15 protein-coding genes are annotated in these 15,496 nt (G+C 47.1%); 8 read left to right on the forward strand and 7 right to left on the reverse strand.

Annotated elements, in window-relative coordinates:
• The first annotated feature begins 268 nt into the window (after nt 1-268).
• Nucleotides 269-1,696, forward strand: a complete 1,428-nt coding sequence (locus tag V5J77_RS22340) for an FAD-dependent oxidoreductase (RefSeq protein ID WP_338553044.1) — start codon at nt 269-271, stop codon at nt 1,694-1,696.
• A gap of 114 nt (nt 1,697-1,810) precedes the next feature.
• Here the strand turns inward: V5J77_RS22340 and V5J77_RS22345 are convergent, their stop codons facing one another.
• The 3 genes from V5J77_RS22345 to V5J77_RS22355 all read right to left on the reverse strand — a co-directional run bounded on the left by V5J77_RS22345 (nt 1,811) and on the right by V5J77_RS22355 (nt 4,838).
• Nucleotides 1,811-2,890, reverse strand: a complete 1,080-nt coding sequence (locus V5J77_RS22345; RefSeq protein ID WP_338553045.1) for a permease prefix domain 1-containing protein — start codon at nt 2,888-2,890, stop codon at nt 1,811-1,813.
• On the reverse strand, nt 2,887-3,216 hold the full coding sequence (locus V5J77_RS22350; protein ID WP_338553046.1) for a PadR family transcriptional regulator: 330 nt from the start codon (nt 3,214-3,216) through the stop codon (nt 2,887-2,889). The genes V5J77_RS22345 and V5J77_RS22350 overlap by 4 nt, the downstream gene beginning before the upstream one ends.
• 146 nt (nt 3,217-3,362) lie before the next feature.
• Nucleotides 3,363-4,838, reverse strand: a complete 1,476-nt coding sequence (locus tag V5J77_RS22355) for an S-layer homology domain-containing protein (RefSeq protein ID WP_338553047.1) — start codon at nt 4,836-4,838, stop codon at nt 3,363-3,365.
• 452 nt (nt 4,839-5,290) lie between these two features.
• Between V5J77_RS22355 and V5J77_RS22360 the strand changes: the two genes are divergently transcribed.
• The 5 genes from V5J77_RS22360 to V5J77_RS22380 all read left to right on the forward strand — a co-directional run bounded on the left by V5J77_RS22360 (nt 5,291) and on the right by V5J77_RS22380 (nt 10,442).
• On the forward strand, nt 5,291-5,986 hold the full coding sequence (locus tag V5J77_RS22360; RefSeq protein WP_338553048.1) for a GntR family transcriptional regulator: 696 nt from the start codon (nt 5,291-5,293) through the stop codon (nt 5,984-5,986).
• Between the two features lie 122 nt (nt 5,987-6,108).
• Nucleotides 6,109-6,855 carry an ABC transporter ATP-binding protein gene (locus V5J77_RS22365; protein ID WP_338553049.1) on the forward strand — a complete coding sequence of 249 codons (747 nt, stop codon included), beginning with the start codon at nt 6,109-6,111 and terminating at the stop codon, nt 6,853-6,855.
• Nucleotides 6,852-7,733, forward strand: coding sequence for an ABC transporter permease (locus tag V5J77_RS22370; RefSeq protein ID WP_338553050.1), 882 nt, complete (start codon nt 6,852-6,854; stop codon nt 7,731-7,733). The genes V5J77_RS22365 and V5J77_RS22370 overlap by 4 nt, the downstream gene beginning before the upstream one ends.
• Before the next feature lie 102 nt (nt 7,734-7,835).
• Nucleotides 7,836-8,948: an ABC transporter substrate-binding protein gene (locus tag V5J77_RS22375; RefSeq protein WP_338553051.1), complete on the forward strand. Its 1,113-nt coding sequence runs from the start codon at nt 7,836-7,838 to the stop codon at nt 8,946-8,948.
• A 102-nt stretch (nt 8,949-9,050) separates the two neighbouring features.
• Complete coding sequence (locus tag V5J77_RS22380; RefSeq protein WP_338553052.1) at nt 9,051-10,442, forward strand: allantoinase; 1,392 nt, start codon at nt 9,051-9,053, stop codon at nt 10,440-10,442.
• 362 nt (nt 10,443-10,804) lie between these two features.
• Here V5J77_RS22380 and V5J77_RS22385 read toward each other — a convergent pair whose 3' ends face one another.
• The 4 genes from V5J77_RS22385 to V5J77_RS22400 form a co-directional block, all read right to left on the reverse strand.
• Nucleotides 10,805-11,752: a hypothetical protein gene (locus V5J77_RS22385; RefSeq protein WP_338553053.1), complete on the reverse strand. Its 948-nt coding sequence runs from the start codon at nt 11,750-11,752 to the stop codon at nt 10,805-10,807.
• A 124-nt stretch (nt 11,753-11,876) separates the two neighbouring features.
• Nucleotides 11,877-12,077 carry a copper ion binding protein gene (locus tag V5J77_RS22390; protein WP_338553054.1) on the reverse strand — a complete coding sequence of 67 codons (201 nt, stop codon included), beginning with the start codon at nt 12,075-12,077 and terminating at the stop codon, nt 11,877-11,879.
• 27 nt (nt 12,078-12,104) lie between these two features.
• The gene (locus V5J77_RS22395; protein WP_338556994.1) at nt 12,105-12,419 is read right to left on the reverse strand and encodes a metal-sensitive transcriptional regulator; all 315 of its coding nucleotides are present in this window, start codon (nt 12,417-12,419) and stop codon (nt 12,105-12,107) included.
• A gap of 208 nt (nt 12,420-12,627) precedes the next feature.
• On the reverse strand, nt 12,628-13,494 hold the full coding sequence (locus V5J77_RS22400) for a YitT family protein (RefSeq protein WP_338553055.1): 867 nt from the start codon (nt 13,492-13,494) through the stop codon (nt 12,628-12,630).
• Between the two features lie 137 nt (nt 13,495-13,631).
• Here V5J77_RS22400 and V5J77_RS22405 point away from each other — a divergent pair, with 137 nt between their 5' ends.
• Together V5J77_RS22405 and V5J77_RS22410 are read left to right on the forward strand one after the other, a co-directional pair.
• Nucleotides 13,632-14,234, forward strand: coding sequence for a TetR/AcrR family transcriptional regulator (locus V5J77_RS22405; protein WP_338553056.1), 603 nt, complete (start codon nt 13,632-13,634; stop codon nt 14,232-14,234).
• Nucleotides 14,235-14,304: 70 nt separating this feature from the next.
• Entirely contained in the window at nt 14,305-15,492 is a 1,188-nt protein-coding gene (locus V5J77_RS22410; RefSeq protein WP_338553057.1) for an MFS transporter, read from the forward strand.
• Nucleotides 15,493-15,496 lie beyond the last annotated feature (4 nt).

The following is a 15,496-nucleotide window of genomic DNA, read 5'->3' on the forward strand; positions in this document are numbered from 1 at the left end:
CCTCGCGCCACTGCCCTGCTATTCTATGACTAGATAGAGTATACCCATTGTACACCTTTCATTGTGCCTGAAAATAACTCGTTTGAATATGGCTCGAACGGGCTATGCCTTACCTTATCTTACCTTGTCTTGTGAAAAAGTTCACAATTCCGACCTTGTTTTCAGGCATCGAATGCATTATGCTAAGACCAACAACACATTGTGAATCATTTCACATTAAACATTATGGTTGTGAAAACATTCACATACACTCGAGGAGGCCCCTACTATGAAGGTTACCGTTATTGGATGTACACATGCAGGAACTGCCGCTATAAATCAAATGATCAAGCTACACCCTGAGGCGGAAATTACCGTTTTCGAGAAAAATGACAACATTTCCTTCCTGTCGTGCGGCATCGCCCTTCATGTCGGCGGGGTCGTCAAAGATCCAACCAAGCTTTTCTACGCTTCGCCTGAGCAGCTCGCTGTCATGGGCGTTCAAACGCATATGCAGCATGAGGTACTGAACGTCGATACCGAAGCAAAAACCGTAACCGTCCGCAATCTGCTGACGAATGAAACGTTTGCCAACAGCTATGACAAGCTCGTCGTAACGACTGGCTCGTGGCCGATTATTCCGAAGCTTGAAGGCATAGAGCTTGAAAATATTGTTTTATGCAAAAACTACAATCACGCCCAAACGATTATTGAAAAAGCGAAATATGCAAGCCGCATTGCTGTCATCGGCGCGGGCTACATCGGCATCGAGCTGGTGGAAGCGTTCGAGCAGCTCGGCAAGCAGGTGACGCTGATTGATAATATGGATCGTATTTTGTATAAATATTTGGATCAGGAATACACCGACGTCATTGAAGCCGATCTCGTCGCCCATGGCATTGAGCTTGCGCTTGACCAGACCGTTACTGGCTTTAAAGGCACGAATGGAGAAGTGAAGCAGATTTTGACGACCAAAGGCGAATACGAGGCTGATCTTGTCATTATGTGCATCGGCTTCCGTCCTAATACGGAGCTGCTGAAGGGCCAAGTTGATATGCTGCCCAATGGCGCAATTATCGTCGACGAATACATGCGCACCAGCCAACCGGATGTATTCGCTGCCGGAGACAGCTGCGCCGTTATGTATAACCCAACTGGCCAGCACGCCTACATTCCGCTCGCAACGAATGCGGTTCGGATGGGAACGCTCATCGGCAAAAACCTGCTGCAGCCGCGCGTGAAATATTTAGGCACGCAAGGAACGTCGGCGATTAAGCTTTTTGACTACAATATTGCTTCGACAGGTCTAACTGAGACGGCTGCGCTTGCTGCCGAAATGAATGTGAAGACGGTCACCATTGTCGAAAACTATCGTCCTGAATTTATGCCAACGTTCGAAGAGGTCACGCTAAAAATCGTTTATGAAGCGGACAGCGAGCGTATCGTAGGTGCACAAATTTTATCGAAGGCCGATCTGACGCAAATGATGAATACGATGTCGGTATGCATTCAAAATCGCATGACGATTGATGAGCTTGGCTTCGTCGACTTCTTCTTCCAGCCGCATTACAATAAGCCGTGGAGCTTGCTTAACCAAGCAGCGCTTCAAGCGGCAGCGCCTGCCCCTGATGAGCAGGTGGAGACGCAAGCACAAGCAAGGATGGCTGCCCCTGATGCAGTAAAGACACAGGCTGCTCCGGCTGCCGAAACGATCTAACAGCTTGAGAGGCTTATGATTCAAATACAAGGGCTATATCTGGAACTAAACATTCCGGGGATAGCCCTTGTTATATGCTTTAGGCAGCATACGGATAACGATTTGTTAGTGTTATTATCCCTTTTTCCAAACCAGTTTATTATGAATGACGATGGGGGTAAGTACTAGAAAAATACCCGCCAGCACGAATACAGCTCCATAAATAATTAGAGATTGTGTGTTTAAAGGGATATCCATACCAAATACAATAATATCCATATCCCCACTTTTTGTCGGCAGCAGCATCAAATTTATGCCCCGATAACCAATATATAAACCAGCGAGGCATGCAATCATTTTAATATAAAGCCAAGATCTTCGCAGTTGCGCCGATTTAATTTCATCGATGTACAGCCAATAGCCAATTACATTGAATAAAGTGAAAATGACAATCCATTTCCATTTATTTCGAGTATGATTGACATACAAATTTGTAGTGGCCCAGACGATAAAGAGCAGCCAGTATATAATAAGCAATACACGCCCCAAAAAATAAAATTGATATGGATACTTCCATTGCATCACATCAATAGCAAAAGTTACAGTACGATCGGTGCTTTGAGCCAATAATGAATATTTATAGTTTTTAATAAGCCAAACACCGTTTGGAGTAGGAGTTTTAAATTCCCCATAAGAATTGATAGGCGTGTTCGCAGGATATATATATTCATAAGGATACTCTAGACTAGATTTTCCGGCAGGAACCCGTTTAAACCCGATTGCCGAAATACTCGTATTATTTTCCAAAATATCGACTAGGAGCTCCTCGGACATTTCATCATTATTAGCGTATGTTTTAGCCACATCAAAAACCTGATTTAATTTGTCTTGTGAAATATTGTCGTTCCATACGCTATATAGAAGTAAAATAGCAGAGCCTAAAACACCAAGTATCACAATGAGCGCTAAAAATCTCCTTGCTCGCGTACGGCGAATAACATCATTTTCGGTTAATTCCTTCTTTAGTTTATTTACATCGCCGAATTTTTCAAAGGCAGTTCGAATGCTCTCTTCCAAAGAAAGACCTTGGCTTTGCAATTCATCTATAGACTCCAGCAAGTGGACACGCATTTCTTCCTTAAGCTCTCTTACTTGAGCGGTATCCCGTACATTTTGGTATAGCTCATCAATAAATGCATCAATTTGCTTCATCATTCGACCCCTTCCAAAAAAGTGGAAAGCACTTGATTAATTTCAATCCACTCCTGTTTTTTCTGCCTCAATCGATCTACACCGCCGGTAAGAATTTTATAATACTTCCTTCTGCTGCCCCCAGACTCGCTGTCATTCCAATATGATTCAATAAGCCCGTTTTTCTCCATTCTTTTCAAAGATAAATACATCGTTCCCTCTTTTAATTCAAATTGTGATTTATGATGAGCCATCTTAGCCATCTCGTAACCGTACATATCTTTCTCAAACAACAACGAAAGAATAATAATATCGATATAGCCCTTCAAAATCTCTTTCTCAATTGGCAAAAGGTGTCACCTCCTAAACTGCATTATATATTTATATACATTGCTATGCAAGGTAGTTGATCAAAATAGACACCCAACCCGCACAACCTTTAAGCAGCAAGTGAAAAAGCACCCCCTCGCTCTCATTGAGCGAAGGGGTGCTTCGATTAGGATTGATAATACGTTCTGAAGTAAGCTCCTGAGTCGGTTTTAAGGTGAGGCGGATAATGGTTGCTTTTCAGATAGGTGCCAAAGGTCCAAAAGCGTCTGACGCTATCCTTAGTAAAATAAGTGGAGGTTGCCATCGGAACGGTAGTCAGTCCGTTTTTGTCCATCGTTTCGGGAGCGAGACGGCTGAATTTGAAAAATCCGTTCCCATTCCCATTGCCAATGGCGTTATAGAAGCCCATAAGATCCATTTTCTCCGCATGCGTCTGGATGGTCATTTCCGTGAAGGCCATGTAAACACTGTTATCAAGCTTGCCCCAAGAAGCAATAGAATCAGCAAAATAGCTTGCATAAACCCCCTTCGCCTCCCCCTTGCCCGTCACGGGAACATCGACGAAAATCATTCGGTGAAGCTTGACCGTAGCGACCTTCTTGGCTTTAATCGGGCTGTCAACCACATCAGCAAAGGAGGTAAACGGCATTCGGCTCTGCTCTACATTAATATAGGCGTCCTCATGAGAAAGCAGCAATTTCAAATCTTTTGGACTAAGCTTGCTTGGCTCCTCCACTCCGAGTCTAGGAGAATAACCGCTGTCATAGGCTTCAGCGACAGCTTCCTCAAGACTCATTCCAAGCTCCTCAAGCTTGACGAATTTATAACGTTGGCTATAGCCATTTACATACTGCTGGTAATCCAGTCCGATGCCAGGAATGCTGAGATACGGCTCTAATGTACGGGCATCAATATGCTGATCCAAGTTAATTCCAACCTTGGCAACAGCTTCGAGCCGATAGCTTCCATCTTCGTTGTAATAAGATTCCCGCGAATATTTATATTTCGTAATGCTGGTCAGGTTAGTGCCGGTTAATCCTACCTCGCGCAGCTCATTTAAAGCCTGATAGCCTTCGGCTTTGGTGCCCTCCACTCGCTTATAGCGGAGCAGACTAGCTGCTAGCTCCGCTTTCGAAATGGGATCAGCAGGCCGAAACGTGCCATCCTGCATCCCTGTAATAATGCCCGTTCCTCGAATAACGGCGATGTACGGAATTTGCTTGTCCGCAATGCCGCCTTTAAAAGTCTCAGGAGTAGGCAGCAACGTATTCACCGTATCCGCTAGCGCTTGCTTGAAGCTTTCGTCGGACGCCGCAAGTCCGCTAGCCATCCATTTCATGATCTCATAGCGGGTCACCGCCTTGTCAGGCTGGAAGCCATTGGGGTAGTCATTTTTCGCAATCATTCCAAGGGCAACAAGCTTACGCACATCGCTGCGGCTGCTATGGTTGTCCAGATCGGGAAATACCGACGCTACATTCGCCATATCGGGCTTTGGCAATTGAGTAACCCGGCTCAGCATGCTCGCCGCCTCGGCTCGTGTAAGGTTTTTATTCACCTTAACGGCCGAGCTTGACGCAAACTCTTGAACAACCTCCCTCGCAGATACCGCTTGCTCCTTAGACAAATAAACCAATGACATAAGCAGAATAATTAAGCCTGTTACACTGATACGAAAATAAAAGTTAAAAATGATGCTTCAATCCTCTCAACTTTATAATGTTATAAAAATAAATAATAAGCATAACCCCAAAATAATTTTACCCATCCAATTCTACCACTATATAGGTGTTTTTTATAGATTAAAATAGGACAAAACGCAAATGAGTAATCATCTATTAGCTCATAATTAATGTAACTTTATATGACATTAATATAACATAATCTGAAGCTGAGCTAGTAAAAAAGACTAGCTTCTACACGTAATAACATTGATCCCAGCTAGAAACCCGAAAAACACTCCTAAAAACCATCCTTTCAGCCCATTCAAAAATAAATATTGACTTACAAAGTGCTTTTAATTTACTATTCATGTTATAAAACATTACAAACACTTTCGTTTGACTGATCCACCTTTGAAAGGAGAGGTTCCCTGTGGGGATAGCAAATGAACTTGATATTTATATAGCAATTAAAGATGCCATTATTCAGCAAAAGCTTCGCCCCAGCATGCAGCTCGTCGAGGAGGTTATTGCCGAATCGTTTGGCGTCAGCCGTACGCCTGTACGCAATGTGCTGCGCAAGCTGGCCGGAGAGAAGCTGGTGACGGTTATTCCATACAAGGGAACATTCGTTGCCTGCCCTACCGTCGAGGAAGCCAAGGAAGTTTTCGAAATGCGCAGAGTCATTGAAGCTTCCGGGGTGAGGAAGGTAAGTGGAAGGCTGACTAAAGAACAGCTCAAACAGCTTAGCGAGCTGCTGGATGAGGAGCACGCGGCTCACCATAACGGAGACCCTTTGCTCGCCGTTCGGCTCTCGGGCAACTTTCATCTAAAAATCGCCGAGTTCACGGGCAACCATTATTATTTCCGCTATTTAGAGGAGCTTATTTCACTCACCTACGTCATCATCGCTTTATATGGCATGAGTAAGCACATGCACTGCAGCGATCATCGACGATTAGTGCTCTTGATTGAGCAAGGCGAGGCGGAGCAGGCGGAACGGTTAATGATCGAGCATTTAAAGGAAATCGAGGATACGCTTCAGTTTGAAGAAAAAGGAACGGCTCCTCAATCGTTAAGCGAGGTTTTCCGCTTGGCAAACGCTCCTTACGCCAGCGTGAAAGGCTGAAATAGAAGCTCATCATTTTTTTTAATTAGGATTGTATCCAATCTTGGATTAGATGTTGTGTGGAATATTCGCATATATCGTGTACAACGCAGCACTTAAATGAGGGAAGGCGAGGGATAGCTATGAAATTGATGGTGCGTAATGTAGGAAAAAGCTTTGGCGAACGGACGATTTTGAAAAATGTCGATTTGACGGTGGATGCCCATGAGTTTATATGTATACTCGGTCACAGCGGCTGCGGCAAATCTACGCTGCTTAATATGATCGCTGGCTATTTGCTGCCTGATGAAGGGGAGCTACTTGTAGATGGCGAGCTCATTGGCGGACCTTCCAAAGCCCGTGGAATGGTGTTTCAGGATCATGCCCTGTTCCCTTGGTATACGGTACTTGAAAACATCAGCTTCGGACCAGAGGTTCAAGGAGCAGGCAAAGCCGAAGCGAAGGAAATCGGCAAACAGTTTCTAGACCTGGTAGGCTTGGAAAAATATGCAGACCAATACCCTGCCGAATTGTCAGGCGGCATGAAGCAGCGAGTCGGGATTGCCCGGGCGCTCGCAAGCTCTCCCGATATTTTGCTAATGGATGAGCCATTCGGCGCTTTGGATATTTTAACCCGCGATATGATGCGCAGAGAGCTCCGCCGCATATGTGAGAAGCTGAAGCCGACTACTTTGTTCGTGACTCATAGCATAAGCGAAGCGATTTATTTGGCTGATCGTGTTGTCGTCATGAAGAACGGTGTCATTGCTGATGAATTCAAGGTCGATATTCCGCATCCCCGCACCTTCGATATGCCCGGCTTCGGCGAGGCCATGCAGCGAATCGAGCACGTTTTGATGGAGAATGAATTGGAGGCGACTATACAATGAGCGAGACATCGGGTTCTTTCACGGCCGAGCGGGCGCAAGTGGCCAAGCTTGGAGCACATAAGATCGCACGCAAGACGCAGACAAAAGCAGGATCTAGCTTTATGAAAACATCGAATTTCATTCCCTATCTGACCTTTTTCATTTTGTGGGAAGTTTTTTCTCAAATGAATATGAAGCTGGCCTTGTTCAATCCGCTTTTTCTTCCACCACCTTCACTCGTCATCGTTGATGCTTGGTCCCTAGCGCAAACCGGGCTTCTCTTTGACAGCCTGCTGTCCAGCACCTTGCGCATTGCAGCCGGTTTTGTAATCGGATGTGTGCTTGCGGTTTTCATGGGCGTATTAATGAGCAAGTTTCGCCAGGTGGAGCGCTGGATGTCTCCCCTGCTTAATCTAGTAGGCCCGATCCCGGCACTCGCCCTGCTTCCGCTCATTATTATCTGGTTCGGCATCGGTGAATTCCCGAAGGTGCTGCTCATCGCTTGGACGACTTTCCTGCCGGTATTGGTGTATACGGTAGACGGATTCAAAACGGTTCCGTCCACCCTTATTCGCTCGGCAATGAGCCTCGGCGCTTCGGAGCGTCAAATTTTCAGAAGAGTGCTGCTTCCCTCCGCTATTCCGAGCTTCATAGTAGGAGCCAGAGTCAGCCTCGGCTTATCCTTCTCCGCGCTAATCGTCTCCGAGATGATGGGAGCCAAATCCGGGCTCGGCTATATTATCGTAGACGCACGGAATTATTTTAAAATTTCCAATATGTTCGTCGCCATTATTTTTATTGGCTTGATTTATAGCATTTTCTCCGCATTGCTTAAGCTGATGGAGAACAAAGTTCTTAGCTGGCGTAAAGGAGGGATGAACGAGGCGGTTGAGAAATAGCGTGTGCACGCAGGGGAGCATGATCCACTTAAAACTGCTGGAAGCCCCGGATATTTAGCAAACTAGAGACAAAAAAAACATTGGGTATAGGGAGAGATTACGATGGCTAATCACAAAAAATGGGTTCAACAATTAATGGTCGTTTCCGCTTTGGCAGTCGTGTTGACGGCATGCGGCGCGAAGGAAGAAGCTACGAGCGCAAGCAGTGGAAACGCAAGCTCGGCCCCAACTGCCGCGGCAGCGGAAACGAGCTCGCCTGAGGCTCCTGCCGATGACACTCCAGAGACGACAACCGTTACACTCGTAGGGGTACGTGACGCCCAAATTTCCTCTCAGCAAATTATTGCCGACAAGCTGGGCTACTTTAAAGAAGCGGGCCTAGATGTAACAAGTCAGCTCATTGAAAGCGGCCCGGATATTGCACCATTGGTTGCTGGGGGCAGCGCTCCCGTCAGCATTCAGACGAACTTTATGGATATAATTTTGAAATCCTCCAATGTTCCCGTGAAAATAGTAGCCCCGCTAGCTCAAATTGCCGGAACACAGGCAGTCGTTGGCTCAAGCAAGCTCGAATTGAAAAGTGCAAAGGATCTGGAAGGTAAGACGATCGGTATTCCAAGCGGAGCAGACGTCAAGTTTGCCATTGATAATATGGGCAAGGAGCTCGGCGTTGACGTAAGCAAAATTAAATATGTGAACCTCGCGCCAAGCGACGCCGTTGTTGCTCTGCAAAATGGGTCTATTGATGCTATGGCAGCTTGGGAGCCATTCATAACGAAGGCGATTCAAGGCGGCGGCAAGTTTCTGTTCAGCGGTACGAAAAGCGAGCTTCCAGATAAAACGGGCGCTGTGAACTGGATGAGCGTACACACAACGCTGCAAGTAACGGACGAGTATTTGAAGGAAAATCCAAACACGATTAAAGCGATGCTTGGCGCTTTAGAGAAAGCGACGGCTTATATTAATGACAACCGGGAAGAAGCGATTAAAATTTTGGCGCCTGAGCTGCATTTAACCGAGGACGAGCTCAGAGAGATTATGAATCGCAATGTGTATTCGATGGAAGTCAATGATACTTACATGAACGGAAGCAACGGTCAGGCTGTAGGCGAATATTTGAAAAGTGTAGGCAACATTAAGAGCATACCTGAATTCGCATCTTACCATGATCTAAGCCTGCTCAAGGCGCTTAATCCTGCGCTAGTTACAGAGTAATAAAGCCAGCATTACAAAATAAGATGCGTTCAACAGGAAGGCTGAGCCCTTGTGGTTCTGCCTTCTATGTTTATATTCTCCTAACAGGACAGAGGTGAGCTTATGAAGGAACCATTGGATTTAATCATCCGGGACGGGTCAGTTGTTCTGAGCCATGACGTATGCCAAATGGATATTGGAATCAGCAATGGGCGAATTGTACAGCTTGCCAAGCAGCTGACGACTCCTGCTAAAAAAACGATTTCGGCCGCCGGCATGATTGTAATGCCCGGAATGATAGATGCCCATGTCCATTTGAACGAGCCGGGACTCGGAGCTTGGGAGGGCTTTGCCAGCGGCTCCGCAGCTCTTGCAGCAGGCGGCTGCACCACTTTTATTGATATGCCGCTAAATGGCATTCCACCAACCGTTACCGTTCACGCATTGGAGCAGAAGCTTGCTGCCGCGCAAGGAAAATCAGTTGTAGATTATGCGTTATGGGGCGGGCTTGTTCCGGGGCATCTCGATGACTTGCGAGCGCTCGATGAGGCTGGAGTTATCGGCTTCAAGGCCTTTATGTCTTCTCCCGGCGATCCATCCGAGGATGCCTTCCGCGAGGTGGATGATGCGACGTTGCTGGCAGGCATGAAGATTATCGCAGAGCTTGGACATGTACTAGCGCTTCATGCGGAGAGCGAGCCCATCGTAGCTGCCTTGACGAAAGAAAAGCTGGCTGAGGGCGCCAAATCTGCGGCAGATTATACAGCTTCACGCCCGGTGCGTGCTGAGCTTGAGGCGGTTAATCGGGCTCTGCTGTTCGCGGAGCAGACGGGATGCGCTCTACATTTTGTCCATATAAGCAGTGCGGCTGCTGTCCAGACGATAGCCGATGCCAAGCAGCGCGGGGTCAATGTGACCTTGGAAACTTGCCCTCATTACTTGGTGCTCACAGACCGTGATTTGGAGCGGATTGGCCCCGCGGCGAAATGTGCCCCACCACTGCGGAGTCCATCAGAGCAGGAGCAGCTTTGGGCTATGCTTGCTGCTGGACACATTGACATGATTGCCTCCGACCATTCTCCCTGCCCGAGCGAGTTGAAGCAAACGGACAATTATTTTACGGCGTGGGGAGGCATAGCTGGTGCACAAAATTCACTGGAGCTAATGATAGACGAAGGCTACACAAAGAGGGAAATACCACTCCCCATGCTAAGTCGCATGCTTTCGTTCGCACCAGCTAAGAGGTTTGGCCTTAGCGATACGAAGGGCGAAATACGGCTTGGAGCGGATGCCGACCTTGTTATGCTCCAGCTTAATGCCCCTTACACGCTTGAAGCGCAGCATCTTTATCACCGTCATAAGCATAATCCTTATATCGGCAGAACATTTGGCTGCCGGGTCATGGCTACCTGGAGCAGAGGAAGCATGGTGTATGAGGCTAAAAGCGGCATTGCCGAGCCATTTGCAGGGCAATGGTTAATCGGTGCTCCTACTTGTGCGAAGCAGGAGGCGTGAGCTTTCGCCTGTCCCTCCTATCTTAGCTGACAAAATGCAGCTGCCCTAAAATCCTCTCGCAAGATGACTCTAGGGCAGCACCTTGTTACACAGCTGTTCGTTCTGCAATATTTAGCAGCCTTGTGGCATTGTTTCAGTCAGTTCAAATGTATAATTTCCTAATACCCTTGAGAGTTCTCCGTCAGCCGAATCGCTTTGATATCGAACACTGCTAATCTATCAACTTTCCAGTTTTAACTCTTTAATATTAGGTATCCAATATTTGAGGTTATGATCTGTTTAAATAAATTCCCCAGCTAAGATACGCCTCTAACAAATCCGGTTTTAGTTCAATCGCCTTAGAATAATCATCTAAGTTTGGTCTAAGCTTGAATGTTCACGACGAAGGGGACGATAAACGTTTTCCCGCCACGCTGAAATTGCCCCCATATTTTATATAGGCCCGGCTCTGGGAACTCGGTGGCAAACACAGCTTCCGGACCAGCTGATGCCTCATCCAGTGGATGCACATGCAAATATTTTTCCAAATCGCTGCTGATAATGACGACATGGCCAACAGCGCCCAGATAAGGCTCTAAATCTTTAACGGGCTCACCTGTCGCCGCATCCTCAAAGGTGTACGTGAGCTTAGCTTCCTCTCCCGCTTTCGTCGTAGACAGCGCAAGCTTCACCTTCTGGCCTTCAATCGTTTGCACAAGCTCATCGTCTGCCTTCAGCTCGACTTTAGCAGAAGCCTGTCCCGATGCTTCCATCTCTGTACTCACCGTCTGCTGCGAAGCTCCTGTTGGTATGAAATCAGCAAACAGCCTGTATGAACCCGCCTCCGGGAACGTTTCCTTTACTGTAAACTTGCCGCCACTTTCATAACTCGGGTGTATATGCGAAAAATAGCTGAGGTCACTGCTTACCGCAATTAAATGCATGAGCTTCTCATGATTCAAGTCAAACTTCTCGATGGGCGTATCCGCAGCATCGGTGACCTTAAGCTCAATAACGGTTTCAGATCCGGCTGCCGGCTGCCCACTTTGGAAGCTCCACTTTACCTGGGCGTTTGCCTGCTCATGCTCCATACCGTCCATGTCGCCATGACCGTTATAGATCTCTGCCTTCTCATCCCCTGCTGTATGTCCACTATGCGCGTCACCTGAGTTCGAAGCCTCCGGCGCAGCTGCCGGGCTCGTCTGCTGATGACCCTCATGTTCACTTGTGCTTGCATCGCCTGTGTTTGCAGATTTTTCTCCGCATCCTGCCAGCATGCCCGCAAGAGCGATCATCGTCATATAGAGCGCTGCTTTTCTTTTTGCCATCATTCTTTTCCCAGCTCCCTTCCCCTATTTTAAAAACACAAAAAGCCGCTCCTTCTCCAAAGCCCAAACCATATTGCTATGTTCGCTTTGGAAAAAGAGGGCTGTGCAAGCTTAACTTATGCCCTTGTTATACGACGTCGAAACCAGTGTTCTCAATCGCTTCTTTAATGGAAGCCAGCGATACCTTCGCTGTATCAAACTCCACAGCTACTTGTCCCGCTGCTAAATCGACTTTGCCGCTTGCTCCCGCTTCATTTATCGCCTTCTCTACCGTGCTCACGCAGTGCCCGCAGGACATGCCTTCTACCTTAAGTGTTACGCTCTCCATCTTTATTGCCTCCTTGAGTGAATTTTATTATTTTAATAATTTCTTAACCGTAATTAACAGCTCGTCGATAACCTCATGCTCACCTGCCTGAATACGATCCACAATACAGCTCTTCATATGGCCCTCCAGCAGCAGCTTGCCCACCCCGTTTAATGCCGATTGCGCAGCCGCTATCTGAGTAAGCACATCATCGCAATACGTATCCTTCTCAATCATCGCCTTCACGCCGCGGATCTGGCCTTCCACCTTGTTCAAACGCCTAATCAAATTTGCTTTCATTTCATCGGAATGATGGCTCAAGCGCTCCATGGACTGGCCGTCGCCTGCACCGCCTGAGTCCATATGCTGATGCAAACAAGCCGATTTCGTTTCCTTGTCCATTCAAATACCTCCAGGGGGTATGTCATACGCTTATTTTTATATTAACATACCCCCACAGGGTATGTAAAGCCGTAGATAGAGACGTATTTATGGGATCAAAAAAAGCAGCAGCTCCAGACGAGAAATACGCGTCCAGAACTGCTGCCTTGGGGAGATATAGAATCATCAGTTAGTGAATTTCCTTCTTGCTAAAGTTGCCGCCGCTAACATCAGATACATGCTCAATGGCCACGAATGCACGGGGATCAATGTCATGAACGATTGATTTAAGCTTCGCCACTTCCAGACGATTGACTACACAATAGATCATTTGTGTTTCTTCTCTGGAGTAGCCGCCTCTTGCCTGAATATACGTTGTGCTTCTGCCTAAGCGACTCATAACCGCTTCAGAAATTTCCTCGTATTCAGCAGAAATAATGGTGACGGATTTGGACTCGTCGAGACCCTCAACTACAATATCCATTACTTTCGTCGCTATATAATACGTGAACATCGAATACATTGCGGAATCCCATTGGAAGACAAAGCCCGCCAAAATAAAGATGAACACGTTGACGATCATAATAAACTGACCTACCGGCATGGAAAATTTCTTCGAGGCTAAAATCGCCAAAATTTCCGTGCCATCCAGCGATCCGCCAAAACGGATAACGAGACCGATACCGCCGCCTAGAATAATACCGCCGAACAATACAGCAAGCAGCTTATCCTCTGTAAAGGCGTCTACGTGATGCAGCAGCTGCGTCGTTACGGACATGACCACGATACCGTATAAGGTAGATATTGCAAACGTCTTGCCAATTTGCTTGAAGCCGATGAACAGAAATGGCAGGTTTAGGAGGAAAATAAAAATACCCAGAGGCTTGTCTGTCAGGTGAGAGACCATAATCGAAATACCGGTAATTCCTCCGTCAATGACGCTGTTGGGGACGAGGAACAGCTCCAGCGCGACGCCCATGAGGATGGCTCCAACTGTAATGAACAGCGCTCTTTTTAAAAATTCGAGCTTTGAAAGTTTCTTGTGTGCTTTTGCCATGCTTTGCCTCCGACTATTTTCTTTTAAGACTAGCATAGAAATGGATATTTTTCAAAACAACGGTTGGAAATATTGCAAGTTAGCTTTTAACCCGCTATAATTAGACCGATCAGTCGGTCTAGTAGGAGGTCATGCAAATGGTTAAAGGACGATCGGATGGCGAAGAAACCAAACGCCGCATCGCCAGTGCAGCTAAGCAATTGTTTATGCATAAGGGCTATGGAGCCGTATCCATGAATGAAGTATGTGATCACGCTAAAGTCAGCAAAGGCAGCCTCTATCACCATTTTCCGAGCAAGGTGCAGCTTTTCCTTGAGGTGGTTGAGGAGGATAGTGAGCAGTGGCGTTTGGCATGGGATCGTAAGCGAGAGAAGCTGGCTACTGTTGAGGAACAGCTTTATGCACTTGCAGAGCATTACGCCCATGACTTTCAAAATCCGCTCATGAAAGCCATGGAGGAATTTTCGTCCAGCCAGGTGTATACCCAAGATGTATTAGATCGTCTGCTGCTTATTATGAAAAATAATTCGCAGGCATGCCGCGGCCTTATACGTGAAGGGCAGGCGAGCGGGATCTTTGTGTCCAGTGACGAAGAGGAGCTTGTGTTTATTGTCAGCAGCATGATGGAAGGCCTCGGAAAAGTCTACTTTACGCTAGACTCTGAGCAGCAGCCCGATCAGATATCAAAATTATTCCGTCAAGCAGCCAGTATGCTATTAAACGGAATACGCGCTAAGTAAGGAAGTACTGGCGCTTTTTTTTGAGATTAAATTAGACCGGTTGGTCGGTCTATAAAGGAGAATGACTAGGATGCTCTATCAAAACCGAACGTTTCGCATTATTCTTTTTTCGGATGTTATTCAGCAGCTCGCGATTTGGATCCGCAATATGGCCCTTCTCTTTTTTGTCATGGACAAAACGAACGGAGATAAGGTAGCCGTATCCTTGATGTCTATTTTTGAATATGCGCCCATTCTCATCTTCTCCATTATTGGAGGCGTGCTTGCCGACCGCTGGAATCCGAAGCGCACCATGATTGCCAGCGATGTTCTTAGTGCTGCGTCGATTGGCGTCATTTTGCTTATGCTTGCTAACGGCTGGTGGGGCGCGCTTTATGCGTCGGTATTCGTGTCGGCCATACTCAGCCAATTTTCGCAGCCTTCGTCGGCTAAGGTGTTCAAGCGACATATTCCAGAAGATCAGATTCCTGGGGCTATCGGCCTCTCGCAAAGCATGTCGTCACTGTTCCACATACTCGGCCCTATTATTGGAACAGCGATTTATCAGTGGGCTGGACTCACGATGTCTCTTCTTGCGCTGCCCGTCTTGTTTCTCGCTTCTGCAGCCGCGCTGACTATGCTGCCTAAAGAAGCACATATCGAGGAGCAGGAGAAGCTTTCATTGAAAAATGATTTGTCCTCCGGCTATCGTTTTATTGTCGCAGAGAAAGGACTGCTGCGGTTATTTCTAACCTTCGCCTTCCTCGGTCTGGCGGCTGGGCTCGTTCAGCCCCTTGAAATTTTCATCGTCACGGAGCGGCTTGGCCTTAATAAAGAAAATGTGCAATGGTTCGCTGCTGCTGACGGAATTGGCTTACTGCTAGGCTCACTCATAGCCGGTATGCTCCCCAAGCTGCTTAAGGCCAAATACTTGCTGCCAGTCGCCTTAGCCTTCCTCGGCATTACCTTTTTAGTAGAAGGCTCCTCCATTTGGCCGCTTGTGACCGGGGCCTTTCGTTTTGGCAACGGCCTATTGCTGGCCATTTTGAATACGGCAGTGGCCAGTTTCGTTATTACCCGAATTCCGGATACAATGGTCGGCAAAGTGAATGGACTAATGACACCGCTATTTACAGGGTCCATTTTGCTAGGAACGGCTTCCTCTGGACTGCTGGCTTCATCCCTCGGCTTGTTTGTCGTTTATGCAATGTCTGCTGTCCTTTGCTTTATTTCTATCGTTCCGTCACTAAAGGTCGGTTTGCAGAAGGAAGCAGCCTAGCTCA

The organism is Paenibacillus sp. KS-LC4 (assembly GCF_036894955.1).
In the GTDB taxonomy this organism is placed as follows: domain Bacteria; phylum Bacillota; class Bacilli; order Paenibacillales; family Paenibacillaceae; genus Pristimantibacillus.

Bases quoted from the DNA above. Each gene is read 5' to 3' on its own strand.
- V5J77_RS22380 (WP_338553052.1), top strand. From the start codon at position 9,051: ATGAAGGAACCATTGGATTTAATCATCCGGGACGGGTCAGTTGTTCTG.
- V5J77_RS22400 (WP_338553055.1), bottom strand. From the start codon at position 13,494: ATGGCAAAAGCACACAAGAAACTTTCAAAGCTCGAATTTTTAAAAAGA.
- V5J77_RS22385 (WP_338553053.1), bottom strand. From the start codon at position 11,752: ATGATGGCAAAAAGAAAAGCAGCGCTCTATATGACGATGATCGCTCTT.
- V5J77_RS22395 (WP_338556994.1), bottom strand. From the start codon at position 12,419: ATGGACTCAGGCGGTGCAGGCGACGGCCAGTCCATGGAGCGCTTGAGC.
- V5J77_RS22345 (WP_338553045.1), bottom strand. From the start codon at position 2,890: ATGATGAAGCAAATTGATGCATTTATTGATGAGCTATACCAAAATGTA.
- V5J77_RS22375 (WP_338553051.1), top strand. From the start codon at position 7,836: ATGGCTAATCACAAAAAATGGGTTCAACAATTAATGGTCGTTTCCGCT.
- V5J77_RS22340 (WP_338553044.1), top strand. From the start codon at position 269: ATGAAGGTTACCGTTATTGGATGTACACATGCAGGAACTGCCGCTATA.
- V5J77_RS22365 (WP_338553049.1), top strand. From the start codon at position 6,109: ATGAAATTGATGGTGCGTAATGTAGGAAAAAGCTTTGGCGAACGGACG.
- V5J77_RS22355 (WP_338553047.1), bottom strand. From the start codon at position 4,838: ATGTCATTGGTTTATTTGTCTAAGGAGCAAGCGGTATCTGCGAGGGAG.
- V5J77_RS22370 (WP_338553050.1), top strand. From the start codon at position 6,852: ATGAGCGAGACATCGGGTTCTTTCACGGCCGAGCGGGCGCAAGTGGCC.
- V5J77_RS22405 (WP_338553056.1), top strand. From the start codon at position 13,632: ATGGTTAAAGGACGATCGGATGGCGAAGAAACCAAACGCCGCATCGCC.
- V5J77_RS22390 (WP_338553054.1), bottom strand. From the start codon at position 12,077: ATGGAGAGCGTAACACTTAAGGTAGAAGGCATGTCCTGCGGGCACTGC.
- V5J77_RS22410 (WP_338553057.1), top strand. From the start codon at position 14,305: ATGCTCTATCAAAACCGAACGTTTCGCATTATTCTTTTTTCGGATGTT.